The sequence below is a fragment of the Kordia sp. E genome (genome assembly GCF_056033805.1).
In genome coordinates this window covers 637,500-654,893 of sequence record NZ_JBRASR010000002.1, presented here as the reverse complement: position 1 = coordinate 654,893, position 17,394 = coordinate 637,500, and the positions used below count along the sequence as shown (strand labels likewise).

Annotated in this window: 17 protein-coding genes; 12 read left to right on the top strand and 5 right to left on the bottom strand. The window is 30.7% G+C overall.

The window, feature by feature from the left end; translation table 11 throughout:
- Positions 1-43 precede the first annotated feature (43 nt).
- Positions 44-1,453, top strand: coding sequence for a DUF5689 domain-containing protein (locus ACUUYC_RS05955; protein WP_474264587.1), 1,410 nt, complete (start codon positions 44-46; stop codon positions 1,451-1,453).
- 100 nt (positions 1,454-1,553) lie between these two features.
- Here ACUUYC_RS05955 and ACUUYC_RS05950 read toward each other — a convergent pair whose 3' ends face one another.
- From ACUUYC_RS05950 to ACUUYC_RS05930, 5 genes are all read right to left on the bottom strand, one after another.
- Positions 1,554-3,731: a prolyl oligopeptidase family serine peptidase gene (locus tag ACUUYC_RS05950; RefSeq protein WP_474264586.1), complete on the bottom strand. Its 2,178-nt coding sequence runs from the start codon at positions 3,729-3,731 to the stop codon at positions 1,554-1,556.
- A gap of 99 nt (positions 3,732-3,830) precedes the next feature.
- Positions 3,831-4,016: a hypothetical protein gene (locus ACUUYC_RS05945; protein ID WP_474264585.1), complete on the bottom strand. Its 186-nt coding sequence runs from the start codon at positions 4,014-4,016 to the stop codon at positions 3,831-3,833.
- A 335-nt stretch (positions 4,017-4,351) separates the two neighbouring features.
- Positions 4,352-4,849 carry a hypothetical protein gene (locus ACUUYC_RS05940; RefSeq protein ID WP_474264583.1) on the bottom strand — a complete coding sequence of 166 codons (498 nt, stop codon included), beginning with the start codon at positions 4,847-4,849 and terminating at the stop codon, positions 4,352-4,354.
- 3 nt (positions 4,850-4,852) lie between these two features.
- Positions 4,853-5,317, bottom strand: a complete 465-nt coding sequence (locus ACUUYC_RS05935; RefSeq protein ID WP_474264582.1) for a hypothetical protein — start codon at positions 5,315-5,317, stop codon at positions 4,853-4,855.
- Between the two features lie 156 nt (positions 5,318-5,473).
- Positions 5,474-7,252 (bottom strand): helix-turn-helix domain-containing protein, encoded by a 1,779-nt coding sequence (locus tag ACUUYC_RS05930; protein ID WP_474264581.1) that lies wholly within the window; start codon positions 7,250-7,252, stop codon positions 5,474-5,476.
- A gap of 399 nt (positions 7,253-7,651) precedes the next feature.
- On the opposite strand from ACUUYC_RS05930, the gene ACUUYC_RS05925 reads away from it, so the two are divergent.
- The 11 genes from ACUUYC_RS05925 (at position 7,652) to ACUUYC_RS05875 (ending at position 17,245) form a co-directional block, all read left to right on the top strand.
- Positions 7,652-7,891, top strand: a complete 240-nt coding sequence (locus tag ACUUYC_RS05925; protein ID WP_474264580.1) for a hypothetical protein — start codon at positions 7,652-7,654, stop codon at positions 7,889-7,891.
- A gap of 76 nt (positions 7,892-7,967) precedes the next feature.
- A complete protein-coding gene (locus ACUUYC_RS05920; protein ID WP_474264579.1) occupies positions 7,968-8,207 on the top strand; it encodes a hypothetical protein in 240 nt (79 codons plus the stop codon).
- A gap of 187 nt (positions 8,208-8,394) precedes the next feature.
- Complete coding sequence (locus tag ACUUYC_RS05915; RefSeq protein WP_474264578.1) at positions 8,395-8,979, top strand: hypothetical protein; 585 nt, start codon at positions 8,395-8,397, stop codon at positions 8,977-8,979.
- Positions 8,976-9,881, top strand: coding sequence for a hypothetical protein (locus ACUUYC_RS05910; protein WP_474264577.1), 906 nt, complete (start codon positions 8,976-8,978; stop codon positions 9,879-9,881). The genes ACUUYC_RS05915 and ACUUYC_RS05910 overlap by 4 nt, the downstream gene beginning before the upstream one ends.
- A gap of 52 nt (positions 9,882-9,933) precedes the next feature.
- Entirely contained in the window at positions 9,934-10,269 is a 336-nt protein-coding gene (locus ACUUYC_RS05905) for a PadR family transcriptional regulator (RefSeq protein WP_474264576.1), read from the top strand.
- Between the two features lie 55 nt (positions 10,270-10,324).
- The gene (locus tag ACUUYC_RS05900; protein WP_474264575.1) at positions 10,325-10,909 is read left to right on the top strand and encodes an HAAS signaling domain-containing protein; all 585 of its coding nucleotides are present in this window, start codon (positions 10,325-10,327) and stop codon (positions 10,907-10,909) included.
- An 84-nt stretch (positions 10,910-10,993) separates the two neighbouring features.
- A complete protein-coding gene (locus ACUUYC_RS05895; RefSeq protein ID WP_474264573.1) occupies positions 10,994-13,612 on the top strand; it encodes a carboxypeptidase-like regulatory domain-containing protein in 2,619 nt (872 codons plus the stop codon).
- Between the two features lie 26 nt (positions 13,613-13,638).
- Positions 13,639-14,367 carry a GLPGLI family protein gene (locus ACUUYC_RS05890; protein WP_474264572.1) on the top strand — a complete coding sequence of 243 codons (729 nt, stop codon included), beginning with the start codon at positions 13,639-13,641 and terminating at the stop codon, positions 14,365-14,367.
- A gap of 47 nt (positions 14,368-14,414) precedes the next feature.
- The gene (locus ACUUYC_RS05885) at positions 14,415-15,275 is read left to right on the top strand and encodes an ABC transporter ATP-binding protein (protein ID WP_474264570.1); all 861 of its coding nucleotides are present in this window, start codon (positions 14,415-14,417) and stop codon (positions 15,273-15,275) included.
- A gap of 13 nt (positions 15,276-15,288) precedes the next feature.
- Positions 15,289-16,830: a hypothetical protein gene (locus ACUUYC_RS05880; RefSeq protein ID WP_474264569.1), complete on the top strand. Its 1,542-nt coding sequence runs from the start codon at positions 15,289-15,291 to the stop codon at positions 16,828-16,830.
- Complete coding sequence (locus ACUUYC_RS05875) at positions 16,820-17,245, top strand: thiol-disulfide oxidoreductase DCC family protein (protein ID WP_474264566.1); 426 nt, start codon at positions 16,820-16,822, stop codon at positions 17,243-17,245. Before ACUUYC_RS05880 ends, ACUUYC_RS05875 begins: the two co-directional genes overlap by 11 nt.
- The last annotated feature ends 149 nt before the right edge of the window (positions 17,246-17,394 follow it).

Here is a 17,394-nt window from a genome sequence, read left to right as displayed (position 1 = left end):
TGTGTAACTTTAAGTTGCGCAGAAAAAACATAAAATCGAACAAATGAAAGCAAATAAAATATTTAGTTTAATAGCTACCTTAGGAATTATGGGATTAGTTATTACTTCTTGTGTTCAAGACGATGAATTTGCAATTCCTACAGGAACAACAGTTGTTGATCCAGGACTAACTGCAAACGCTACTTTTGGTAATATGGTAGCAAGATACCAACAAGCTGTTGCAAGTGGTGATGACATTGCTGAAATAAGACTTGACGAAGATGAAATCATTATTGAAGGATATGTAGTATCTAGTGATCAAGCTGGAAACTTCTTTGAAGAATTAGTAATTCAAAACAAAACTGACGGATCTACTTCTGATGCAGATCCTAGATTAGGTTTTCGTGTAGATATCAACCAATCTGGATTATTTAGTAGTTACGGATTCGGTAGAAAAGTATATATCAAAATGAACGGTTTAGCGATCGGATTAGAAAATGGAGTATATGCTATCGGAAAACCAAACGGAAACGATATCGATCAAATCGAATCATTCGAATTACAAGATTTCGTAATTCGTGGATCAGAAGTTGAAAATATTACACCAAAATCAACAACAGTTGGTGAATTAACTGAAGCTGATGAAAACACACTAATCCAATTAAATGGAGTACAGTTTAGTAGAAATGATGTTGGATTAACATACGCAGGTGAAGCATCTGATAGTTTTGATGGATTCAGAAGTCTTGAAGAATGTGTAGAAGGTGGAATCATCTCATTACAATCAAGTACATTTGCTGACTTCAAATCGTTAACAGTTGACGAAAACAAAGGAACAATTCAAGGAATTTTCACAAGAGACTTCGGAGATGACGCAAATGTTTTAGTAATCAATACGTTAGCTGATATCAACTTTACAGAAACTGTACGTTGTGATCCAGATGTATTAGATTGTACAGGACCAGTTTCTACTGCAACAACAATTTTTGAAGAAGACTTCCAAGCTATTACAAATGAAGCACAATTAGATGCTTTAGGATGGACAAACGTAAATGTTTCAGGAGGTTCTGAGCGTTATGAAGACAGTTCATTTAGTGGAGACAGATACATGAAAATATCTGCTTTCGGAACAGGAGAAAGCCCATTAGAAGCTTGGTTAGTAACACCAGCAATCAACCTTGACGGAACTACGCAAGAAGAATTATCTTTTGAGATCTCTGCAAACTTCGAAACAGGAACAATCTTAGAGGTATTCGTAACAAACAACTTTACAGGTGATCCAACTACAACAGATTGGACATTAGTAGACGCTAACATTCCAGTTGGTGGTGGAGGATTTGGTAGCTTTGTAGGATCAAACCTTAACATTTCTTGTTTAGATGGAGATGTTCATGTAGCATTCAAATACTTAGGTGCTGATGGTGGAGCTGAAACAAGATACCACATTGACGACGTGAAAATTACAGGAATGTAAGATTTCAAATATATATCATAAAAAAAAGAGCGCTAGGAATAGCGCTCTTTTTTTGTTAGTATTAAGATGTAAGAATTGAGTATTGAGAGGTTTCAAAACTCTATTTCACCTGATACTTCTCATGACCAGTTTGCCACAAAGCAAATGAAATAATATCAGCAAGTTCGTTGCGTTTGCTTTGACCAGTACGATCAAAACCATGTCCTTCTGTAAAGTTTACAGCTAATAATACAGGATTATCACTAATAGTTGCGGCTTGTACACGCGCAGCAAACTTTGCAGGTTGCCAAGCGGCAACTCTAGAATCTCGCAAACCAGCAGTAAGGAACATTGCAGGATATGCCGTTCCTTTTTGTACATGTTGGTATGCGTCCATTTCTAATAAAGCTTTAAACTCAGCAGCATTTTTAACGGTTCCAAACTCTTTTACATTATTTTGACCATTTGGCGCAATTTCTGAGCGTACTGTATTCAGCAAACCAACTCTAATCACAGCAGCTGCATACAAATCTGGTCGTTCAGTAACTGCTCTACCAATATTAATTCCGCCAGCGCTTCCGCCCCAAACGGCAAATCGCTCAGGAGATGTATACTTTTCAGTAATCAAGTATTCTGTACATGCAATAAAATCTTTCCAAGTATTCGACTTTGTAGCTTTAAAACCTGCTTTGTGCCAGGTTGCGCCTTTTTCACCACCACCACGAACATGTGCAACTGCATATACGCCACCTTCTGCAAGCCAATACAATAAATACGGATACAATTTTGGTGCGTTAATCCAGTTATATGAACCATATCCATTCAATAACATCCTATTTTCTCCATCTTTTTGCATACCTTTTTTATAAATGATCGATAAAGGAACTTGTGTGCCATCGTGGGAAGTGATTTCAATCTCTTCTATAACGATATCATCTAATTCTTTATAATTGATAACAGGTGTTAGGTTTTCTTCCTTAAAAGCGCTTATTTCATGATTGTAGCGATATCTATTCCTGTGTGTAATCCAGCTTTCAGATTCAATCCAAATATCAGCATATGTTGGATTGATAGATGAAATACGAATACTTCCAGCAGCTAGTGGCAATGAAATCTGTTTTGTTTCTTCATTTTTTACTTGATATAAGCTAGAAAGTACACCATTTTTTGTCTTTGTATAAAATAATCCTTGATTGGTAATTGCAAAATCGTTGAGTGTTTGAACACTATCTTCTGAAACAATTTCTATTGGATTGTCAAAATTGATGTGTTTTAAATTGGTTTTGCAAATACGAAAATTAGCAGCAGAATGCGCTGTTAAAAAATAAACTTCATCATTCACAGGAACAAACTTTTCTACTTTGTGTTTTTTCTTAAAAAATGGGATCCAATTCACAGTTTCTTTTTCTAAATCTTCAATAGAAGCATAGTAATAATCTTTAAATCCGATACCGCCAACACGACCAAATATGTATTTTTGATCTTTGCTAAAAATATGAATCATAGGAAAATCAGCAGCTTGCAAACCCAATTGTGGATGCGATTCTTTTGAAAATAATGTTTTGGTCTTTTTTGGATCAGTTCCTAAACGATACAATACCGCTGATGTATTTAAAATATAATTAGGTGATTTGGTGTCAATCTCAGGAATATGTGTGTATATAAAGCCTAAATCGTCTGGAAGCCAATTAATTCCGCCTAACTCGGATGGCCAACAATGATCAATAATTTCATCGTGTAATTTTTGTGTTTCAAGATCCAATATGGCAACTTCTGAAATTTCTTCATCATTCTTAGTAAAGCTAATGGCCATTTTTTGACCATTCCAGCTCGACTGAAAATAGTTGATGATATACTTATGATTTGTATTGGATTTGTAATTTTTAGAATTGAAAATTTCTACTTCTTGTCCTGTTATTCCTGCTCTAAAACATAAAATGTTTGCCACATGATCAGGTGATGTTTTTAGGTAATAATAAGCATTTGGAGCTGTTATTTTTAAATCATAAATCGTTTCTGAGCGCAATTTGTCATAGGATTCTATTTTTTGAAGCAATTTGGCGCGTCCTGAAATTTTTTGAAGTGTAGTATTGGTATGCTCATTTTGTTCAGATAACCAGTTGAGTACCATAGTATCTGTAAGATTTTCCATGTACTGATACGGATCTGTAATTTTTTCAGAAAAATAGGTGTTTGTTGTTGCCTTTTCAAGTGCAAGTGAAGGCTTTTGTGTGTTTGTGCCAACACATTGAATAAAACATATACAAATTGTAAGTAGGAAGAGAAACTTCAGCTTCATTGAGTTTTTGGGTTTGATAGTTAAAACATAAAATGCTAAGTCGAAATTTTACACAGTTTCCGAAATAGCATTTTATAATTGAAAAAAAAGAATTGTATTTTATTTTTGAGTATCTACAGTATCATTTCCACATAACATTGAATACGTATTCGTTGGTCTACTTTGTGCTTGTGCACATGCACCAGATTCAGGAGAAGCAACTCCTCCTAATATAGTATGTGTAAGGTTTGCTATTTTAGAACTATTTAAGTTTAGTTTTTGAGTAAAGTTTTTAAAAGATTTCATAGTATTTTTGTTTTGCGATTATGAAGTAAATGTATATGAAAAAACTACCCTATTTTAACACCTTTTCGTGGTATTTATAAATATCATCTTAAAAATTCGCTTGCAACTAATTGAATATCAATCGATTATTTTTAACTATTGATTTTCGAGTTGTTTGGAGGCTTGTGAGCGATAAATGGCTGTTTTTTTGTAAAAAACGATCAAAAAAGAAGATTTTGATGCGAAGTAAAAAGTCGATTTTAAGTGTTTTTTTGACTTAAAATTGAAATAGTTTTCTTTTTCTAATTTTAGAAAGTTCAGATGTGAAAAAAGAAAATATGGTTACGTATGTTTTATCATAATTTGTTTTCGATCAGCATAAGTTTTCCTTGTTTTATTTCTTTATACGAATTATGAATATGATCAAAATTTCTATTCATTTTCCATTCTTTAATAAATATCAATGAAATAAAATTGCCAATATGTGGCCTACTTCCTCTATTTGTTTTTGGATGTTTGTATTCCATCCAAATATTTAGTTTATCATTTTTCTTAGGTTGATGAAAATCAAAAACTACATTTGAATTGAGATATGTGCATATTAAATCTCCAGACAAACCATTGTTTAATGATTCAGAAGAAGGCAGCGGAAAAAACGTTGAATGTAGAGGATTGTTTGTTTTCGGGTGTAAATATTCAAATAAGCACCATTTAAGAAGTGTTTCATGATATGCTTCTCTACTTAGCTTAATTTTATTTTTCCGAGAGTTTTTGTTATGAATTATCTTTTTTTCAACAAGTTGGATTTCATCTTTTTCAACTTCAAAAAAGAATTTTAATGCACCGTTTGACATTTTCTATTTTTTTATTTTCTCAGATGTATAATTAGATACTCCACCATGACTTGCAGCGAAAAATAAAATCCAGGCATTGCGTTTATAATTTTGAACAACCAATAAGTTTCCAAAATCATCATTTCCTATCAGCGTTTTTGCAAAATCATAAAAATATAAAAACGGTATAGGTATTAGAAACTTATTTTTATCAACTTCAAAGTAGTTGTCCCTAATTTTACCATTTAGGACTATTTCTTTTATTGTTTGGTTATTTTCCAATAGTTCAACTTTCATCTGATTGTCGTTTAGTAGACTCAATCGAACTTTTGTGTTTATGATATAAGCAGTTTCTTTTTTAAAGGATTCACTTCTGTATAAAATTTCCCAAAGATTAATATTCTCTGAATCTTTAACTTTTATTTTGTAGGTTCCATTGAGTTTTTTTATAGAAAACTCAGCAGGTTTTACTTCACTTTGTGAAATCAACTTTTTTGTTGAGTTACAACCAGTCAAGGAAAATAATATAATTAGAAGAAGTAGTTTTATTGTTTTCAGATTGTTTTTTTTAGGATAAGGTGTAATGACCTTTTGTTTAGTCTAAAGTACACAATTTTAAAATGTATTTATATAAATATAGAAATACTATGCTGTTTCTTTCAACCCTTGATTTTCAAGTTGTTTTAGGAAATACGACGGATGAATACCTGTTTTTTTATGAAAAGCAACCGAAAATGATTGTGCATTATTAAATCCAACATCAATTGCAATAGCTTTAATAGTGTATGATCTAAACAATTTATTTTCTTTTAATTGTATAATAGCATAATCAATTCTGATTTCATTCATATAATTAGCGAAGTTCATACCTTTTGTCATATTAATTATTTTTGAAAGGTAAGTACTATTGGTATCTAACTCTTTTGCGAGTTTGGTAAGTGTATAACTTTTCTTAGCAAACTTATGATTCTTTTCAAACTTATCAAGCTTTATTAAAACAGCATCAATAATTTCTTGCGGAATGCCTACAGCAGCTTTTGATATTGTCGGAACTTTTTTAATGACTTCTTCTTTTTTGTTTTTCTCCTTCTGCTCATATTCTAACATGAGCGTATCAAATCGTTTTTTGTAGACCACATTTCTACGGAAAAAGTAAAAAATGGCTCCAGAAAGTAATACCGAAAGAATAATAAGTACCAAAATTGTTTTCTGAGATAAGAAATTAGAATCTTCCAGTTTGGTAATCAATTCCTCTTTTTTACTCAATAATGCTTCTTTCTCAGAAATGAGTAAAGGCGTCTCATACTTGGTCACAATCTCTTTTCCTAGATTTTGATAATCAGTAGAAATAATATCATCAACGGCTAATAATTTTTCAATGGCAGATAAACGTGCCGCATCATTTTTAGATATTTTATGTGCAGTATTTAAAAGTTCGTATGCTTCTCTCGCCTGGAAAACAACCTTAGGATGTTGCTGATAAATAGAATCAACCTTATATAAATACTGTAACGATTCGTTATTCTTATGCTGTTTTTCTAAACACTTATATATATATAGGTATGTAGTTGACAATGCTTTTTCGTTCGTTTTGAAAAAAGTAGCTGCTTTTAGTAAGCTATCTTTTCCTTTTGTATAGTCTTCTTTAAAGAATGATGTAATTCCGTGTGATAACAAAAACCAAGGATACAAGTATTTATCAGGATGATCTAAACTGGCAGTAATTCCACGTTGGTGTACTACTTCTGCAGAATCTAAAATTCTATTTTTATTATACGAATCTGCTAGCGCGAAAAGTGATTTTAAATATTGTTGTTGATCTTTCTTTTGGTAATCGTTTTTGGTGATAAAATCTAAATTATCTTGAAAAATGGCCAGTGCTTCTTTTTTCTCATCACTTACATTTTTTAATAAACCGATATAATGTTTGATAGAAATTTGTTGTGCAATATTCTTAGCGTTAATAGCTAAGTCATTTGCAATAGCAAAATTATCTAATGCTTCACGATACTTTGAATTATAATATAATTGTGTCCCTTTTAATAGGTATCCTTTTGCTGGATAACCCTCAAGTTTTGCGTTTTTAGTTAGTAAAATAATGCTATCCGAATAGGAAATAGCAGTTTTAGTATGACTGTAATGTGTGATGAATAGTTCATAACCTTCTACAATTTTCAGTAAATCATTGTCTTTTTTTGCAGTTGAAAGAAACAATTTGGCAGCTTCTAGCTTTTGTTCCGAATTTTTGGGCAAAGGAATGTAGTCAGATTTTAATTTATCGAAGTCATTTTCCTGAGAAAAACCATTTGAAACACCAAAAACACCAAAAATAACTAGACATACTAGTTGTGTAATTGAAGCATTCTTATAAAAAGACAGTAAGAAGCCTGCAAAATGTGGTTTATTTTGGTAAATAATCTTCACTTTTTTTCAAATAAATTTCTTTAGAGACAAAACACAGACCCTTAAGTGCTTTTATTGCAGTACAATACGTCTTAAAAAGTAGGTTAATTAATGCAATTTTGATAGTTTAAAGATAAAAATAAGCTTTTATCTCTTAATTACTGTATAAATATATCAAATTTTGAAGGAATAATAACATTTTTCTGTCATTCAAGTAATCATAAGACTTCAGAAAAAAATGAACGAGATGATATTTATAAATCTCATGCTTGAATTTATAAATACCAAAACTAACCATTTGAAAATCTGAAAATTACGCCATTATTTAGCACTGTTGATTTGTTGCAACAATCATTAAAGGCGGAATCCGAAAAGCCATAAACAGAGTAGGAAATCAAAACTTTTTAAAACTTTAATATTATGAAAAAATTAGTAAAATTAACAGGAGCATTAGCATTAGTAGCATTTTTCGCAGGATCTGCAATTTCAACTTCAAATGCACAAACAGTATCAGTAGATGATTTACAGATTACTGAAGTAGGTAACTTAGAAGAAGTAGCATTAAAAGCTGACTGGGCAATTGTAACAAGAGATTTCTTTGTATACGGAACAAGCAGCGATGCATCTCCATCTCCAGCTTCACCAGCAACAAACAATTAATATTTTTTTAATCCATAGGCGGAATCCGAAAAGCCTAAATAGAGTAGGAAACCAAAACTTTTAAAACTTTAATATTATGAAAAAATTAGTAAAATTAACAGGAGCATTAGCAGTAATGGCATTATTTGCAGGATCTGCAATTTCAACTTCAAATGCACAAACAGTATCAGTAGATGATTTACAGATTACTGAAGTAGGTAACTTAGAAGAAGTAGCAGTAAAAGCTGACTGGGCAATCGTAACAAGAGATTTCTTTGTATACGGAACAAGCAGCGATGCATCTCCATCTCCAGCTTCACCAGCAACAAGCAACTAAGAATGCTTTTTTTGAAAAAAGGGATAATAAATCCCTTTTTTCGAAAAAAAGAAAAGCATAGAAGCAATTATTTATAGTAAGGATTATAAGAAATATTGATTCAGAGCTATAAAATGTCACTCATTACTTTTATTCAATTAATAAAAGTATATCAGAAGAAAACGAACTTACTTATAAATGTTACGATATGAAAGCTTTAAAAATAGTATTATTTTCATTTTTGGTTCTACATATATTTACACTTCTAGTAATAAATTTTTCGGGATATAAAGTTTTTTCTCATCCTGATTATGTAGAAAGGTTAAATGGATTTGGAAAACAAGTAGCAAATAATATTGAAAAAGTATCTCCATCAGATAATGTAGTAAATTTTGTCCGAGCATATTCAACATATGTAGGAGCAGACAGAGGATATTCTTTTTTCTCTCCTAATGTATCAAGATCATCTATTGAATTACAATTTGTAGATAATAATGGTAAGGAATTAGTAATTCCATTCAACTCGATAGAATCAAAATTAAAATTTACTACTGCCGATTCACTTTTTGAGTCGTATCTCATAGGAAACGATGAACTAAGAGATCGTATTTTGAAATCTATAACTAAATGGCTATTTACATACAATCCAGATGTCACAAGTATAAAAGTATATCTGAAATTATCTCATTTTGAAAATTTAGAATCAGAAACAGTAAAAGAACAACACGTACAAGAAGATATCTTCTTTGGTTTCACAGTAGAAAGAAAAGAACCTAATACCGCAAACTCATGATACATTCAGCTATAGATAAATTTTTATTTCAACAGACAGGTTTTGTAAATAGAGATGCAGTTATTAAAATTATTGCGATTTTCTGTATTGTAAATCTTCTAATTATTGCGCCAGACATGTATGAAATATATGGACAGAATGGACTTATACAAGCAGATATAAACAATAGTTTTTTATCATGGTATCAGCCAGTTTTAGAATGGTTTACAAAACCATTAAATAGTATAGGAATTTCTCAAGATTTTTCATTACTAATTGTTTTTGCAATGTACTTGGTATCACTATTTGCTGTAATACTAAACTACAGTAGACTCTTGTTTAGTATTTTAGTGTGGATTATACACCTTATGATGGTAAACTCTAGTTATATGTTTTCATACGGAGCAGATTACTTTATTTCATTTGCTTTATTTATTAATGTATGTATAAGTATTTCTAAATTATTTGAAAAAGGAGAAATTAAGGTATTCTATTCATTCATCATTCGTTTTGTACAATTTCACTTGTGTGTTGTATACTTCTTTGCTGGATTTGGTAAAATTTTAGGAACAGATTGGTTTGATGGAAACGCAATATGGCTCGTATTAAATTCATATGCACCAGAAGCTATAAATTCAATTTTACCACTTGTAGATTATCCTATTGTTTATAAAATATTGTCAGTGTCAATTCTTGTAGAATTATTACATCCAGTAATTGTATTTATTCCTAAAGTTAGAAAATTAACTGTATTACTTATTATTTCTTTACACTTATCAATTGCAGTACTTATGGGATTATTCACTTTTGCAGGAATAATGATTATTCTTAATATTATTGCTTTCGGACATTATTTTGATTTTAAATCACTGATTAACAGTGTAAAAACGTCAAGATTTATATTGAAAACTCAAAAAGTTTAAAATAATTAACAAAGTACATTGTATAGCTATGTATTTTGTTTATCTTTGAAGCATGAATTCTGAATTTGTTCAAAAATGGCAGTCACAGGTTAAAAAAGGAACCTTAGCATTTATTTTATTAAATATCTTAAAAGGCAATGAGTTTTACGGATATGAATTAATGGAACAAGTTCGAAAGTTCACTACCATAGAAATAGCAGAAGGCACTTTATATCCTTTAATGAATCGTTTAAAGAAAGAAGGATTGGTAACTTCAAAATGGGTGGAACAAGAATCAGGAATTCCAAGAAAATATTATCAGCTCACTGAAATAGGTGAAGCAACATTAACAGAAATGCGTGTATACTGGCAAAATTTGGAAACATCAATTCAAAAATTACTAAAATGAAACGAATAATAATTTTTCATTATTTTCAAATTCATCAAGCAAAAAAAATAAACAGATGAAAAACATTGAATTCACAGATAAATCAGCACAAAAAATATACGATAGTTACTTCAGAAGAATTCGTAGAACAATTTCTGTATTGGCTAAAAGTGATAAAGAAGATGTGTTGATGGAATTCAATAGCCACATATACGAAGGCTTACAAAATGGAACAGAAGATGGAGAAGTAGAAAAACTACTTAGAATAACACAAGGTTTAGGAGATCCAGAAGAAGTACTAAAACCTTTAGTAGCAGAGAAAAAATTAAAACAAGCTACACAAACATTTAACCCAATGCATATTTTTCAGGCAATATTCCTGAACATTAAGAGTGGAATTGTATACTCAGTTTTTGCATTCTTATATATATGTCTATTTAGTTTTGGAATCTTAATGGTTTTTAAAATTCTACATCCAGAAGATACAGGATTGTTTCTACAAGATGGAAAATTTATGGCCTTAGGAAGATTTCAAACAACAGAAACGGTTACTGAAGTATTAGGAAACTGGTTTATTCCAGTAATGTTTTTTAGCGCATTGACCTTTTATATTATCATCACATTAGTCTTAAAATTGACGCGAAAGAAAAAAGAAGATTAGCTTTTTTTTACCCATATACATAGTAATGCAATGTAAGTAGTATAGAACATAACATTGTTAATCACAATAAAAAGTAAAACAAAAATGTTACCAATAAAAATCAAAAATATTGCCCTCTTATTTCTCACGATGCTCTCAGGATTGTGCCTAGCACAATCCAAGAGTATCCAAGGAAAAGTGACGGATACGCAAAACTTGCCAATAGATGGTGTTGCTGTTGTGCTCTATGATACTGCTAAAAGCATTGTAACATATACTGTAACGAATGAATTTGGAGCATACACATTAGAAGGAGATGTTAAAGAAAACTACGTATTAGAAATAACTCATATATCGTACTTAAAACAAAAAAGAACGATTACAGCAAATGACTTAACAAAATCTCCAATCATTATTGATGTGGTTTTAGAAGAAAATACGGCTTCTTTAGATGAAGTTATTATTATTTCAAGTAATCAACTAAAAGATACTGTTCGATTAGACTTGGATAAACTTAAATTATATGAAGATGATAATTTAAAAGATATCTTAAAGAAAATTCCAAACTTCAGATTAAGTGAGGACGGAACAATTATTTACAAAGGAAAAAACATTGATAAAATCTTAGTGAATAAAAAACCTTCATTTGAAAATCAAAACAGCATTGCTTTAGAAAGTATTGAGAAGAGTATTATTGATGGAATTAGTGTAATCAATAATTATAACAATGATTTTTCTTTAGATTTTGATGAAAAAGAAGAAAGTGTTTTAAATATTGATACAAAAAATGAATCGCAAAACATTTTAAACGGTTCACTTGAATTAAAAGCAGGATATCAAGATAAATATGAATTTAAAGCAAAAGGGTTTTTATTCTCCAGGAACTTAAATGCATTCTTAACCAATAACACAAATAATATTGGAAAAACAACCATCACTTCTAATGAAGTAAAGAAGTTGTTTAGTAAAGGACAACCTTTTTCAAGATACCAAGGACAAGTACTAAGCGGATTATTTGCTACGAATGAAAATTTACAGAAAGATTTTTTTACAAGCACAAATTTAACATTACGCAATCAAACACAACGTTTAAAAACATCAGGTTTGTTTTATTTCATTGCACCAAATAGAATAGGAAGCGTTGTTCAAAATACAAGTACATTAAACAATATATCCTTATTAAATACACTTGATGAATCACAAGCAAAAACACAATCATTTCTAGGAGCTTTGTCTATTGCTTATAAAATATCGAACAAAACAATTGCTACCTATAACATCAATACAAACTATACAAACAATAAAAACAATAGTAGCATTCAAAATGAATTGTTTGACAATGGAACTCCAAACGGAATAAACACTACGTTTTCAAACAACAGAAATAACATCTTTTCTTCGTTTCACTTGCTATCAGTAAAAAGCAAATTACAAAAGAACCTGATTTTAGAAACGAAAGCTTCTTACTATCATGAAGGAACAAAGTTATTGAACGATTACACAATTACAGAAAACAATAGCATTTTCACAGATGCAACACAACGTTACAGATTTGATAAAAATCAAGCAATGGGAAGTGTTGGCTTAAAATATAAAGCTTCAAAATCATTCATCTCGTTATTGACAGCGTCATATTACAAAGAAAATGAAGAGATCAAAGACAGAAACTTGAACAATACAATGTTGATCAAAAGAACACAAGACAATTACTTAGTAAACTTAGAAATAACTGGTGAAGGTCTCGTAAAAGGACTTGAATATGAAGTTGCAGTCGGAGCAAATTCATTCACAAATAACTTAACAGTAACCAACATTGAAAAATCAACAGTATTTATTCCTGCAAATCTTTGGGTTAACTATGAAGACAGATTAAATCGTTATGCGGTTAGTTATTCAAGAACAAGAACATTTAATGACATTGTTTTCGGAATCAACAGTATTCAACCATATAATAGTATTTGGAACGGAACAAACCTATTTGCCTTAGGATTTAATACAGCAAACAACTTCAGCGCAAGTTATGATTATAACAACTTGTTTGATGGAGAAATATTCTCAATATCTGCTACATACAAAAATCAAAAAGATGTGGTAAGAAGAAACTTTGTAGCACAGCAGAATGGAATTTCTGAGTTTGACTTCTTTATCGCAGAGAAAGCAACAGATATAAGACTAAGCGCATTTTATTCTAAAACAATGTTTCCGCTAAAGTATCCAACAAAAGTAGATATTTCTGCAACGTATAACCAAGTAGATTACCCAGTAGTTATTGCACAACAAGAAGTAGATGTTGTTACAAAAACAATTACACCTGAACTTCGTGTAGAAACCATTACAGACAACTTTGTAAACTTTAGCTTGTCATCAAAAGTATCTTTTAGCAGTGATGAAATTCAAAATACAACATACGATGCTGTTTACAACAGAAATAGTTTCGCCGTATTACTAAAAAATAAACAATGGAAAGGGAACATTACATTTTTATATGACAACAACCATATTAACGATGTCACCTATTCAAGAAAGAACTTAAACCTAGGACTTTCGTATACAAAAAATAAAATGGTCTTCAGTGTTGAAGCCAGACATATTGGAGAATTATTATCATTCTTTGAGAACGATGCATACAATTCTCAATTTATCATAAGCAACGGTATAACTAATACTATCGTAAATAACCAATCATTAAATTATATCATTTTCGGAATTAAATTCAAATTATAACAAAAACCATATAAAAACTCAATATCATGAAAACAATTAAAATTTTAGTAGCAATCTTTTTCGTAAGTATCACAATGAATGTTAACGCACAAACGAAAGACAAAAATATCTTAAAAGTAAACTATACAACAGGATGCGTATCTGATTTCCTAATAGGAATGTTAAAAAAGCAAGTGCAAGATCCTGGTGAATTTTCATCAATCTTAGAAAAAATGGAAGCATATAAAATTCACAGTAGTTTCTACTTAAACTTAAAAACAAAAGAATCTGTATTTGTAGTAGATTCAATTAGCGAAGTAGAAAGCTTAGGAACTACAGGATATACATATTACACGTATAAAAATGCAGAAGGAAATTTACACGGAAAAGAAATCTTTATGGGAAAAAAGATCAATTTCAAAGGAAAAGTAAGTGAATTAAAATGGAACATCACAGATGAGCAAAAACAAATTAACGGATATCAGTGTAAAAAAGCACACTTAGAAGGAAATCCAAAAGTATATGTTTGGTTCTCTCCAGAGATTCCTGTAAGTGCTGGTCCATATGTGTTTTACGGATTACCAGGGTTGGTATTAGAATCTGATAACTACTTTGAGTCAGTAAGCGCAACAACAATTGCTTATGAAAGTAAAGAAGCTTTTGAAAAGAAACTAACAGAAGTAAAAAAGAAAATCAGCTCAAAGAAAGCAATTTCATTAGCAGAAGTATTTGCTAAAAAGGAAAACTTTCAACGAATGATTTTAAAAGGAAAATAAAAAATAGTCGATCAAAAAAATAGAATACTCACTTTAATACAAACAACATGGAATTAGCTATCAGTAATTTAACAAAAAAGTACGGCTCAAAAAAGTTAGGATTGAGTGACTATTCAATCAATGTATCTTCTGGAATCTTAGGTTTATTAGGCCCAAATGGAGCTGGGAAATCAACACTTATCAAAATGATTTCTTCCATCAGTAAACCAACCAAAGGAAGTATTACTCTTAATGGAAATGATATCCTAAAATCACCAAACTACATTCGTAAGATGTTAGGATATCTTCCACAAGATTTTGGCGTGTATCCTAACCTAAATGCCTTTGAATTTCTGTCGTATATGGCAGCAATGAAAGGTGTTGGTGGGAAAGGATTGTATGAAAGAATAGAAAAATTATTAATGGAAGTAAATCTCATAGAATCAGCAAACAATCAACTAGGGACGTATTCAGGAGGAATGATTCAGCGAATCGGAATTGCGCAAGCATTACTAAACGATCCAAAAGTGATCATTTTTGATGAACCAACAGTTGGACTCGATCCTGAAGAACGTTTGCGATTTAGAGATTTAATTTCAGACTTGGCAAATGACAGAATCATCATCTTATCATCACATATTGTATCAGACATTGAAACAATTGCTGATGAGGTTGCCATCATGAAACAAGGAGAATTAATTGTAAAAGATTCGCAAGAAGACATCATACAACTAGCCGAAGGAAAAGTGTATGAAACGACAGTGAGCAAATCAAACATCAACAACTTTAAAAACTATCACACAGTCGTAAGTTCATATAGAGCGAAAGATAATTTTAGAGTGCGTTATATCTCTGAAAACCCTAATGTTGGTGCAGAAAATGTGACAGCAACTTTAGAAGATGCGTATATCTATTTAACTAAAAATTAATACCATTACTATCATGTTTCAATTCAAAAATATCATCAAAGGAAATTATTTACAGTACATACGAAGTTATTCGTTTCTAATTACTGTAGCATTAAGTGTATACATTGCATTTAGCATTGTGCCTTCACCAGAAGCAGCATACACAACCGTTCGTTTGGGTTCATTTACAGGAGATTACAACAGTGCTTGGATTGGCTTTGTAACGGCAATCATGTCAAGTGCAATGCTATCACTCGTTGGTTTTTTTCTTATTAATGGAAGCATTCGAAGAGATATTGAAACCCGAATTGGACATATTATTGGAACTACACAAGTGTCAAATGCAACTTACATTTTTACAAAGCTAGTAAGCAATTTTTTAATATTATTTTCAATATTAATTGTTGTCTTTCTGGTAAGTGTTGCATTATTTTTTCTGTATGGGAATGGACACAATTTTCAACTTTTAGATTATATACTTCCGTATGCAATCATCACAATTCCTTCGTTATTTGTAGTTTCTAGTATTTCATTACTACTTGAAATTATATTGCCTAAAAAAGTATTGCTGCAATATGGAATATTTTTAGCAAGCTTCTTTTTTATATTGTTTGCCTCTTCTTCAGAAGGAAGTAACATGAGAGATGTTTTTGGAATTCAATATCCTACATCAATAGTAAGTAATCAAATTCAGGCAACACATATTGGACAAGAAACAAAATTAACAATCGGATTTATATCTGGCGGTAGAAATATAGATAAAATTGTAACTATAGAAAGTATCTCATATACACAATCATACATATACAGTCGTTTATTTTGGATAGCATTTGCATTTGTATTAGCATATATAGCTTCATTTTTCTTTCATAGATTCAACATCAAAGAAAAATTAACAACACACACAAATCCTGAAGAAAAACTCAATAATCGAAGTGCTAATTTTCAATTAGGAAACATCACTTCAATTCCTGAATTTTCATCGCAATTATCACCATTAATTGGTGCCGAAATACTAATGTTAGTTCGCAAAAGTCCAAAATGGCTTTGGGGAATATCATCCTGTCTCATGTTAGTAATGGTCTTTGTGCCACTATCATTTGCGCATCACTACATATTGCCATTACTATGGTTTTTACAAGTAGGTGTATGGTCAGATTTAGTAACAAAAGACATCGCATTTAGAACACACTATTTTACAGCATCATCGTACCAACCTGTACAACGATTATTTATCTCAAGAATCATTGCAGGTGTATGTATTGCATTATTTATTGCAACGCCATTATTGGTTAGATACATGGTAGAATTAGATTTTCATACTTTACTAAATATTATACTTGGCGCGATATTTATCATCTTACTATCTGTATTTTTTGGAACACTAACAAAGTCGAAAAAACTATTTGAAATTGTGTTTTTCTTCCTCATCTACAGTAACATCAACTTGGTTTCAGTAACAGATTACTTTGGTGCAGTTCATACATCATTCAGTTACACCGGAATCATGGCAGTAGTAACCATAGGATTATTCTCAGGGTCATATTTCTTAAAAAAATTAAGTTATGACTACTAAAAAAATAGATGAATTAATCGAAGATCACCACATTGTAATTTACGATGGTGTTTGTGGATTTTGTGATGCTTCGATTCAATTTATCTTAGATCAAAAACCATCAAAAAGACTACGATTTGTATCGTTTCAATCAGAAACAGGACAACAAACCATGGCTAAATTTGGACTCAAAATTAATTTAGATACCATCATTCTAATAGAAAAAGGAATCGTTTACCAAAAAGCAAAAGCTTTCTTAAATATTCTAAAACATGTAGAAAGTTCGTATCGATTTGGAAGTTATTTTACTATAATTCCATCATTTATAAGTAATATTTTTTATGACATCATCGCAAAATATAGATATAAAATTATGGGAAAAGTAGATCAATGTCGATTGTTAACACCAATGGAAAGAGCTTTCTTTTTGGAGTAATGGAATTCTAAAATGTTAAATGCTTATCAGTGCGGCGGTCATAAGAAATAATGAATGAAAAGGTATTTCTTTAATTAAAACAGTATTCTTTGGGAAAGCAAAGAAAATGAAAATTAGAAGTATAAAATTTACTTTTTACGCATAATCTA

Bases quoted from the DNA above. Each gene is read 5' to 3' on its own strand.
- ACUUYC_RS05915 (WP_474264578.1), top strand. From the start codon at position 8,395: ATGAAAGCTTTAAAAATAGTATTATTTTCATTTTTGGTTCTACATATA.
- ACUUYC_RS05925 (WP_474264580.1), top strand. From the start codon at position 7,652: ATGAAAAAATTAGTAAAATTAACAGGAGCATTAGCATTAGTAGCATTT.
- ACUUYC_RS05875 (WP_474264566.1), top strand. From the start codon at position 16,820: ATGACTACTAAAAAAATAGATGAATTAATCGAAGATCACCACATTGTA.
- ACUUYC_RS05945 (WP_474264585.1), bottom strand. From the start codon at position 4,016: ATGAAATCTTTTAAAAACTTTACTCAAAAACTAAACTTAAATAGTTCT.
- ACUUYC_RS05955 (WP_474264587.1), top strand. From the start codon at position 44: ATGAAAGCAAATAAAATATTTAGTTTAATAGCTACCTTAGGAATTATG.
- ACUUYC_RS05890 (WP_474264572.1), top strand. From the start codon at position 13,639: ATGAAAACAATTAAAATTTTAGTAGCAATCTTTTTCGTAAGTATCACA.
- ACUUYC_RS05950 (WP_474264586.1), bottom strand. From the start codon at position 3,731: ATGAAGCTGAAGTTTCTCTTCCTACTTACAATTTGTATATGTTTTATT.
- ACUUYC_RS05900 (WP_474264575.1), top strand. From the start codon at position 10,325: ATGAAAAACATTGAATTCACAGATAAATCAGCACAAAAAATATACGAT.
- ACUUYC_RS05940 (WP_474264583.1), bottom strand. From the start codon at position 4,849: ATGTCAAACGGTGCATTAAAATTCTTTTTTGAAGTTGAAAAAGATGAA.
- ACUUYC_RS05920 (WP_474264579.1), top strand. From the start codon at position 7,968: ATGAAAAAATTAGTAAAATTAACAGGAGCATTAGCAGTAATGGCATTA.
- ACUUYC_RS05895 (WP_474264573.1), top strand. From the start codon at position 10,994: ATGTTACCAATAAAAATCAAAAATATTGCCCTCTTATTTCTCACGATG.
- ACUUYC_RS05880 (WP_474264569.1), top strand. From the start codon at position 15,289: ATGTTTCAATTCAAAAATATCATCAAAGGAAATTATTTACAGTACATA.
- ACUUYC_RS05910 (WP_474264577.1), top strand. From the start codon at position 8,976: ATGATACATTCAGCTATAGATAAATTTTTATTTCAACAGACAGGTTTT.
- ACUUYC_RS05905 (WP_474264576.1), top strand. From the start codon at position 9,934: ATGAATTCTGAATTTGTTCAAAAATGGCAGTCACAGGTTAAAAAAGGA.
- ACUUYC_RS05885 (WP_474264570.1), top strand. From the start codon at position 14,415: ATGGAATTAGCTATCAGTAATTTAACAAAAAAGTACGGCTCAAAAAAG.